Genomic DNA, 7,793 nt, shown 5'->3' with positions numbered 1-7,793 from the left:
GCCAGCGCGCAGGCATGACCCAGCGGGACATCTGCCGAGCGGTCGGCATCGCGGATAGCACCCTCAGTCAGAAGATGAAGGGGAAGGCGGACTGGGCGATACGCGACCTAGAGGCCGTCTCACGAGTACTTCACGTGAGCGTGCCCGAACTGGTCGGAACACTGCCGGACCGCTCAGAGTGGGAGCGCCGCCGGCCTGCAACTGAGCCCGTCCTAGCAGCACCTGGGCCTCGGTTCTTACTCGGCCCAGACCTTGACCGCGACGCCTCGAATCCCCTTATTTTGAGCGGAATCCAGCCTGACACCGACTGTCGCTTATCGGCGATCTGGAGAACTGCGCAGAAGGAACCTGCGCGGGCTGTCGCTACGTCATGCTGACGTGATGAACATGCGTGCCGTCGTGCTGGTCTTGTGTGGCGTGACCGCCTGCACGCTGAGCGCTTGCGCCGATGACCAGCCAGTCGTCGAACCTGCGCCGACACCAGCGCCGCTGGTCGGCTCCTGGGACGTCGTCGGCCTGAAGGGATCTGATGGCGCCTCGGTTCCGACGGGTCAGTTCGCTGACGATCTGCAGCTGAGCTTCGCCGACAACGCCATGACCGGCGTCTCTGGTTGCAACGACATCTTCGGTCAGTACACGCAGTCAGGAGCCGATGTCGTGTTCGCCCGAGACACCTTGGGAAGCACGTTGGTTGGCTGCCACGAGCCACCTCTCCTGAGCCGCCTCATGGACGTCCGTCACGTCAGTAGCACTGGTGAGGCACGGTCGCTGCGCGCGGAGGACGGATCGGTGATCGTCGAACTGCGCAGGCGATCCTCAGACTCCAGCCACTAGATCACCACAACCTGACATAACATTCACTCGCGCCGCGAGAAAAGCCCGCGCAACCCACGCCGCCGCGACTCCCCCTGACCGGCTTGCGGAGCATCCCCGGCCAGGAAACCCTCCGAGGCCGCGCTGACCTGCTGATCGATGTCGCTGACGTCGTCGTCGGCCAGTCGGGCGCAGTAGGCCTGCTCCAGATCGAGGAACACCTGCGTCCGTACGCCGCCACGCAGACCAACCACGCGCGTGACCCAGTACGTCAGCTCACGCGGGGTGATCCGGTCGGCCTGGTACTGACGAACCGCCGCCGCCACAGCCTCGTCCTGCGCGGTGATGCCTGTGAACGCCTCGATCCCGTGGGCTTCCTGCACGGCGACGACCAAGCGGCCGAAGCCCAGTCGGGAGGACTCGGGGCCCTCGACGACCAATGCCTCCAGCGTCGGGTCTGACTCCCCTGCCGCGATCTGCGTCTCGACCAGCGCCGCAGCCTCGGAGAGCACGGTGTCGGCGTACCCGACGGGATCGACCTGCCAGAGTCGCAGCAGATCGACGAAGGTCGCAGGCAGTGGCGTGCTCATACCCAGATCATCCCATCCGTCACGGTGTCTTGACATCGAGCGCACTTCAAGCAGCAGAGTGGGACGGTGACGACTGTCGAGACAGGCTCCGCGCCGCCGCTGACCATCGCCGAGGCCGCCGTACAGACGGGTCTGACAGCACACACGCTGCGGTACTACGAGCGCGACGGCCTCCTGCTGAGCCCGCCCGGGCGCACCGCATCGGGTCATCGCGCCTACTCGGCCGAGGACCTGCGCTGGATCCGGATGCTCACGTTGTTGCGCTCCACCGGCATGTCGATCGCCGATCTGCGTCGCTACGCCGACCTGGTGCGCAGCGGCGTCGACACGACGTCCGAACGCCTTGACCTGCTCACCGAGCACCGGGCCAAGGTCGAGCAGCAGATGGCCGAGGTGGCCGCCCACCTCCGGGCCATCGACCACAAGATCGGCCTCTACCAAGCGTTGCTCGACTCCCCCGAGCAACGCGCTTGACTTCGAGCGCGCTCCAACAGATTCAGTGGCCCCATGACCACTTCAGATGCCCTCGGCACCCGCACTCTCGGCTCCGGTGACGCCACCCTGGCGGTGTCGACCCTGGGCCTCGGCTGCATGGGGATGAGCGAGTTCTACGGCACCGGCGACGATGCCGAGTCGACCCGCGTGATCCACCGCGCCCTGGACCTCGGTGTCACCTTCCTCGACACCTCCGACATGTACGGCCCCTTCACCAACGAGCGACTCGTCGGCGCCGCGATCGCCGGCCGCCGCGACGAGGTCCAGCTGGCGACCAAGTTCGGCGTGGACCGCGGGGATGGCGGCTCCACCCGCAGCATCAACGGCCGGCCGGAGTACGTCAGGTCGGCCTGCGACGCCTCGTTGCAGCGTCTCGGGGTCGAGACCATCGACCTGTACTACCAGCACCGGATCGACCCGACCGTCCCGATCGAGGAGACCGTCGGCGCGATGGCGGAGCTGGTGCAGGCCGGCAAGGTGCGGTACCTCGGCCTCTCCGAGGCGGCGCCGGAGACGATCCGCCGAGCCCACGCCACCCACCCGATCACTGCCCTGCAGACCGAGTACTCGCTCTTCACCCGGGACCTGGAGGACGAGATCGCCCTGGTCCTGGCCGAGCTCGGGATCGGCCTGGTGCCCTACTCCCCTCTCGGCCGCGGCATGTTGACCGGCAAGCAGGAGTGGACCACCGCCGAGCAGGGCGACGGTCGGGCCAGCGCCTACTTCCCGCGCTTCCAGGGCGACGCGCTGCAGGCCAATCTCCGACTGGTCGCGGCCATCGAGGAGATCGCCACCCGACGCGGTTGCACGCCGGGGCAGCTCGCGCTCGCCTGGGTGCTGGCCCAAGCCGACCGGCTCGGCGTCGGAATCGCCCCGATCCCTGGCACCAAGCGACTCCCCTACCTGGAGGAGAACGCCGCCGCGGTGCGCGTGCACCTGGACGCCGACGACCTGGCCGCACTGGAGTCGGCGGTCCCGCGTGGCGCCGTCCAGGGCGAGCGGTACGGCGACATGTCGACGGTCAACAGGTGACCCGCCTGGGGCGCCGCCAGCCACAGACCGGCGGCGCCCCAGGTGCTCAGACGATCGCCACCAGGATCGGCACAACGATGCTCACCATCAGCGCCGAGAGCCCCATCGACAGTCCGGAGAAGGCACCCTCGGTCTCGTTGTCGGCCAGCGAGCGCGACGTACCGACGCCGTGGGAGACCGCACCCATCGCCACGCCGCGGGCCCGGCGATCACGGATCCGCATCCAGGTCATCAGGGTCGGTGCTGCCACGGCACCGACCAGGCCGATCAGGACGGTGAAGACCGCCGTCAGCGACGGCAGTCCCCCGACCTGCTCACTGACCGCGATCGAGACCGGCGTGGTGGCCGACTTCGGCGCCATCGTGAGCGCCAGCTGCTCGGAACCGCCGCACAGCCTCACCAGGAAGTACCCCAGGCACACCGAGACGATCGCGCCCAGCGGGATGCTGACCAGCAGCGGCACGACCAGGCCCTTGAGGGCCGCGAGCTGGCGGTACAGCGGCACCGCCAACGCCACGGTGGCGGGCCCGAGGAAGAAGCTGATGATGCTGCCGCCGGCCAGGTACGTCGTGTAGTCGAGGTCCAGCACCTTCAGCACGATCACCAGCACGACCATCGCGACCAGCACCGGCTGGGCCAGCGGGTGGCCGTGCGTACGCCGCTTGACCTCGAGCCCCAGCTGGTAGGCGCCCAGGGTGATCGCGACGGCGAACAGCGGGGTGTGGATCAGGTCGGTCAGATCGCTCATGCCCGCTCCTCCCCGAGCTCTCCCCCATGACCGCCGTCGCCGACGTCACCCACATCGGCCAGGTCCAGCGCCTCACCCTCGACCTCACGCCGCGTGATCCACCACTGCAGCAGCCAGCCGACCAGCAGCAGCGTGATCAGCCACGATCCGGCCATCGCGACGACGATCGGGAGCGCATGGTCGCGCAGCACCCCGAGATAGACGATGACGCCGACCCCGGCCGGGACGAACAGCAGCTGCAGGTGCTTGAGCAGCCTCTCCGCCACGACCACCACGCCGGCGTCGTCGCCGGGCTTGCGCCAGACCAGCAGGGCCAGCAGGAGCAGCATGCCGATCACGGCACCCGGCACCGGCAGGTCGAGGACCCGCACGATCACCTCGCCGACCAGCTGCAGGCAGACCAGCCAGGTGAGTCCGCTGATCACGAGAGCCGATCCCCCTGAGTCGCCGACACCACGAACGAACGCATACCCCCATCTTCCTCCCCGACGCGGCCGTCGCGGCCCTCGGGCATCACGCCCGCGCGCAGCATGAGACGCTCGTCTCATGCGTGCCGTCCTGACCCGAGTCCGCGAAGCGTCGGTCCGGGTGGACGGTGAGGTGGTCGGCGTACTCCCTCGGCCCGGCCTGCTCGTGCTGCTCGGCGTCGGCCATGACGACGGCCCGGATCAGGTCGCCTGGCTGGCGCGGAAGATCTGGGGGCTGCGGATCCTCGACGGCGAGCTCGCGGCCTCCGACGTCGATGCGCCGATCCTGGTGATCTCGCAGTTCACCCTGTACGGCGATGCGCGCAAGGGTCGACGGCCGTCGTGGACCGCCGCGGCTCCCGGAAGCATCTCCGAGCCCCTGTACGACGCCTTCTGCACGTCCCTGGCCGACCTCGGCGCCCACGTGGAGCGGGGTCGGTTCGGGGCACACATGGAGGTCGCCTCGGTCAACGACGGCCCTGTCACGCTGGTGCTCGAGACCCCCTGAGGCGACCAGGCCTCGGGCAGACTGGCCCGATGCTGCACCGTCATCCGTTCCTCAGCGTCCTCACAGGCGCGTACCTGGTCTTCGTCGGATGGCTGACTCTCACCCCGCAGCGCAGCCACACGGGACAGGCCCAGATCGCCGGCCGGATCCTCGAGGCGCTGCACCGCCGCGGGTATGCCGAGTCGATCGACTACGCGCGGTTCGAGTTCGGCGCCAACATCGCGCTCTTCGTCCCGGTCGGGATGTTCCTGCTGCTGCTCTTCGGCGCCGGTGGATGGTGGGTGGCGCTGATCGCCTCGGTCGCGCTGACCCTCGGGATCGAGTCGGTGCAGCATCAGATCCCGGGGCGGGTGCCCGACGGACGCGACATCGTGGCGAACAGCGCGGGTGCTGCGATCGGGATCGTGATCGCCTTGGTCCTCACGCTCCCGGCCACGCTCCGGCGGCGACGACGCCGGCAGCACCGTCAGAACGGCGGGAGCCGTCGGGCCGACGCTGTCGCCTAGCGCGGCCTGCCGATGAGCTCGAGCACTCGGGTCATCGCGGCGACGGCGTCCCCGATCGGGTCGGTGTCCCCCACGGCGGCGCCGTAGAGCAGTGACGCATCAGCCAGTCGGGCGAGCAGCTCGACGTCGGCGGTGTGGGCGACGTTCACCCAGCCACTGCGTTCCAGGACCACCGAGAGTGCCGCCAGCAGACGCGGCCGGGACTCGGCCACGATCGGGCCGAGGTCCTGGTCGGCGGTGGCAGCCAGGATCGGCTGCAGTCGCAGGCTGACCACCTGGTCGTCGAGGAGCGGGGCGTAGAGCGTCTCCAGCAGCAGCCGTGCCGTGCGCGCTGCGGTGCGTTCGCGGCGGCGCAACCCGGTCGCGAGGCTCACAGCCCCGGCGACGCGGATCTGCTCGGCCCGCTCGACCGCCGCGCGGTAGAGCTCGGCCGAGGTGGCGAAGTAGTAGTTGGCCGAGCCGCTGGGCACGCCGGCCGCCTCGGCGACCCGGCGGTGCGTGATCGCGGCCGGCCCCTCGTCGATGAGCAGCGTCGCCGCGGCCTGGGTCATCGCCTCGATCCGTGCCGCGCGCTTGCCCTGTCGCCCCTCCCCGACCGCCTCTGCCATGCCCCCATCCTCCCGCATCGGAATACCTATACGCATGTATAGGTTATGTCGGCAGAACACGTTCACCACACGAAGGGATACGGGGATGCCTACGCTCCTGGCCACCCAGGGCCTGAAAATCGACTGGGCCACCATGCCTACGTACAACACGATCATGGCCGTCGCCGTCGGCGCCGGACTTCTCGGCCTGGTCATGCTCGGACGTCAACTCCGACGCGATCCCGCCGACGTCTCGGCCGAGGGCTATGCGGTTAACTTCGGCATCCTCGGCGTCATCCTGTTCGCCACCGGCCTGCACATGACGCTGACCTGGCCCCTGGCCGCGGGCGGCTTCCCGTTCGACAACATCATCTTCGGCGAGACCAGCCTCGGCTTCGGTGTCCTGCTCCTCGGCGCGAGCTTCTGGCTCTGGAAGCGCGGCACCGCCGCTCTGGCCTCCCCCGAGCCGCTGCGCGCCCTGGCCAAGGTCGCCCAGCCGACCGCCATCTTCATCACCGGCCTCGGCCTGGCCCTCGTCGCGATCGCCGTCGCCGGGGTGAAGTACCAGCTCTTCGCCGCCCCGCCCGAGGAGCCGATCAGCGGCGAGTTCGCCAGCCACCCGCTGGTCGAGGCGACCTTCATGTCCGGGCTGATCGGCCTGGTCGGACTCGGAGCGATCTCCCTGGCCGCAGCGATCACCGCGATCCTGCGCTCGCCGAGCACCGCACACCGCTGGACGGCGATCACCGGCTGGCTGTGGGCGATCACCGGCACCCTGCTGCTGCTCTTCGGTGCGATGAACTTCTTCACCCACATCGGCCTGATCATGAACACCATGTGATCGGGCACGCTCAGCGCCCACAACGGGGCCGCCACGTCACCGTGGCGGCCCCGTCGTGCGCACCGAGGCTGATCAGCCCCGCGGCGTGAGGCCGTCCGGGAACCCCGTGAACGCGATCGTGCGCAGCGTCGCCTTGCTCCACGTCGGGGAGACGATGCCGAAGGAACGGCCGCCGTTGCGCACCGGCGAGATCACCCACAGACCGTTGCGCCCCTGGGCGTCGGTGCCGAGCCAGGCCTGGGCGGACCCGTCGATCCGGAGCCGCTCGGCCCCGGCAGGTGCCGGTCCGTCCACGATCACCGCGTCGTCGGCGAGCCGATCGCCCGCCCGGTGGCGGACCGAGACGGTGTAGCCGGCGACAGTGAACGTGTCGGTCACGACCGCGTCGTTCGTGCCGGGCCGGGGTGTGCCGGTGGCGGTCACCTGCGGTGCCCCGGTGGGCGCCTGGTCGTGGATCACCGCGACCCCCACGGCAGCCGCAGCCGCCATCGCCGGTACGGCGACCCAGGCACCGTTCGGTCCACGCCGGGCGCGCGGCATCGGACCGGCATAGCGCAACGGCTGCGCGCTCTCGCGCATCGCGCCGCCCAGCTGGGACGTCAGTTCATCGTCAGTCAACATGGCTGTGCTCCTTCGTCTCCCCCGTGTCGCTGTGACCCGAGGAGTCGGTTTCCTTGAGGGCGGCACGCAGGCTGGTCAGCCCCCGTGCCGTCTGTGACTTGACGGTCCCGGCGGTGCACCCGAGCACCTGCGCCGTCTCGGAGACCGAGAGGTCCTCGAAGTAGCGCAGCACCGGGACGGAACGTTGCCCGAGCGGCAGCGCCCGCAGGGCCCTGACCAGCTCGTCGCGATCCGCGACGCGATCGGTCACGGGCACGGCGACGTCGTACGCCCAGGCGGTCTCGGCAGGGCGCCGGGACAGCAGTCGACGTCGGTCCTTGACCAGGTTCACGACTGCCCGCCGGGCGTAGGCGCCCGGGTCCCGACGGGCCGAGCGCCACCGCCGTGCGGTGCGCTCGAGCGCCGTCTGGGCGATGTCCTCGGCATGGTGCCGGTCCCCGGTGAGCAGGAACGCGATCCTGACCAGGCGGTCCGACGAGGCGCGGACGAACTCCTCGAACTCGCGCTGATATCCCGTGGCGATCATGGTGCCTCCCGTTGTGTCACACCCTTCCAAACGCCGAAGTCCACCGTGCGGTTGTCACG

The 7,793-nt window shown here is 69.6% G+C and carries 13 protein-coding genes; 7 read left to right on the top strand and 6 right to left on the bottom strand.

Annotated features, from left to right (window positions below):
- The first annotated feature begins 14 nt into the window (after nucleotides 1–14).
- Nucleotides 15–377, top strand: coding sequence for a helix-turn-helix transcriptional regulator (locus Q1V88_RS19615; protein WP_366914090.1), 363 nt, complete (start codon nucleotides 15–17; stop codon nucleotides 375–377).
- Nucleotides 378–381: 4 nt separating this feature from the next.
- Nucleotides 382–834, top strand: coding sequence for an META domain-containing protein (locus Q1V88_RS15110; protein ID WP_300682117.1), 453 nt, complete (start codon nucleotides 382–384; stop codon nucleotides 832–834).
- A gap of 23 nt (nucleotides 835–857) precedes the next feature.
- Here Q1V88_RS15110 and Q1V88_RS15105 read toward each other — a convergent pair whose 3' ends face one another.
- Entirely contained in the window at nucleotides 858–1,403 is a 546-nt protein-coding gene (locus tag Q1V88_RS15105) for a hypothetical protein (protein WP_300682116.1), read from the bottom strand.
- A gap of 66 nt (nucleotides 1,404–1,469) precedes the next feature.
- Here Q1V88_RS15105 and Q1V88_RS15100 point away from each other — a divergent pair, with 66 nt between their 5' ends.
- Both Q1V88_RS15100 and Q1V88_RS15095 read left to right on the top strand, forming a co-directional pair.
- Nucleotides 1,470–1,877 carry a MerR family transcriptional regulator gene (locus tag Q1V88_RS15100; RefSeq protein ID WP_300682115.1) on the top strand — a complete coding sequence of 136 codons (408 nt, stop codon included), beginning with the start codon at nucleotides 1,470–1,472 and terminating at the stop codon, nucleotides 1,875–1,877.
- A gap of 33 nt (nucleotides 1,878–1,910) precedes the next feature.
- Nucleotides 1,911–2,930, top strand: a complete 1,020-nt coding sequence (locus tag Q1V88_RS15095) for an aldo/keto reductase (RefSeq protein WP_300682114.1) — start codon at nucleotides 1,911–1,913, stop codon at nucleotides 2,928–2,930.
- A 46-nt stretch (nucleotides 2,931–2,976) separates the two neighbouring features.
- Here Q1V88_RS15095 and Q1V88_RS15090 read toward each other — a convergent pair whose 3' ends face one another.
- Both Q1V88_RS15090 and Q1V88_RS15085 read right to left on the bottom strand, forming a co-directional pair.
- Nucleotides 2,977–3,678 (bottom strand): LrgB family protein, encoded by a 702-nt coding sequence (locus tag Q1V88_RS15090; RefSeq protein ID WP_300682113.1) that lies wholly within the window; start codon nucleotides 3,676–3,678, stop codon nucleotides 2,977–2,979.
- Nucleotides 3,675–4,103, bottom strand: coding sequence for a CidA/LrgA family protein (locus Q1V88_RS15085; protein ID WP_300682112.1), 429 nt, complete (start codon nucleotides 4,101–4,103; stop codon nucleotides 3,675–3,677). The genes Q1V88_RS15090 and Q1V88_RS15085 overlap by 4 nt, the downstream gene beginning before the upstream one ends.
- Nucleotides 4,104–4,224: 121 nt before the next feature.
- On the opposite strand from Q1V88_RS15085, the gene dtd reads away from it, so the two are divergent.
- Both dtd and Q1V88_RS15075 read left to right on the top strand, forming a co-directional pair.
- The gene (gene dtd / locus Q1V88_RS15080) at nucleotides 4,225–4,653 is read left to right on the top strand and encodes a D-aminoacyl-tRNA deacylase (protein WP_300682111.1); all 429 of its coding nucleotides are present in this window, start codon (nucleotides 4,225–4,227) and stop codon (nucleotides 4,651–4,653) included.
- Nucleotides 4,654–4,682: 29 nt separating this feature from the next.
- Nucleotides 4,683–5,159, top strand: coding sequence for a VanZ family protein (locus Q1V88_RS15075; protein WP_300682110.1), 477 nt, complete (start codon nucleotides 4,683–4,685; stop codon nucleotides 5,157–5,159).
- Here the strand turns inward: Q1V88_RS15075 and Q1V88_RS15070 are convergent.
- A complete protein-coding gene (locus Q1V88_RS15070; RefSeq protein ID WP_300682109.1) occupies nucleotides 5,156–5,767 on the bottom strand; it encodes a TetR family transcriptional regulator in 612 nt (203 codons plus the stop codon). The two genes, Q1V88_RS15075 and Q1V88_RS15070, sit on opposite strands and share 4 nt — an antisense overlap.
- Before the next feature lie 133 nt (nucleotides 5,768–5,900).
- Here Q1V88_RS15070 and Q1V88_RS15065 point away from each other — a divergent pair, with 133 nt between their 5' ends.
- A complete protein-coding gene (locus tag Q1V88_RS15065) occupies nucleotides 5,901–6,587 on the top strand; it encodes a DUF981 family protein (RefSeq protein WP_300682108.1) in 687 nt (228 codons plus the stop codon).
- Between the two features lie 72 nt (nucleotides 6,588–6,659).
- On the opposite strand, the gene Q1V88_RS15060 is transcribed toward Q1V88_RS15065, so the two are convergent.
- Both Q1V88_RS15060 and Q1V88_RS15055 read right to left on the bottom strand, forming a co-directional pair.
- A complete protein-coding gene (locus tag Q1V88_RS15060; RefSeq protein ID WP_300682107.1) occupies nucleotides 6,660–7,208 on the bottom strand; it encodes a hypothetical protein in 549 nt (182 codons plus the stop codon).
- The gene (locus tag Q1V88_RS15055; RefSeq protein ID WP_300682106.1) at nucleotides 7,198–7,734 is read right to left on the bottom strand and encodes a SigE family RNA polymerase sigma factor; all 537 of its coding nucleotides are present in this window, start codon (nucleotides 7,732–7,734) and stop codon (nucleotides 7,198–7,200) included. The genes Q1V88_RS15060 and Q1V88_RS15055 overlap by 11 nt, the downstream gene beginning before the upstream one ends.
- Between the last annotated feature and the right edge of the window lie 59 nt (nucleotides 7,735–7,793).

This window comes from Nocardioides sp. (genome assembly GCF_030150155.1).
Lineage (GTDB): Bacteria > Actinomycetota > Actinomycetes > Propionibacteriales > Nocardioidaceae > Nocardioides.
The sequence above is the reverse complement of the archived record's forward strand: the minus strand, read 5'-3'. Positions and strand labels throughout refer to the sequence as shown.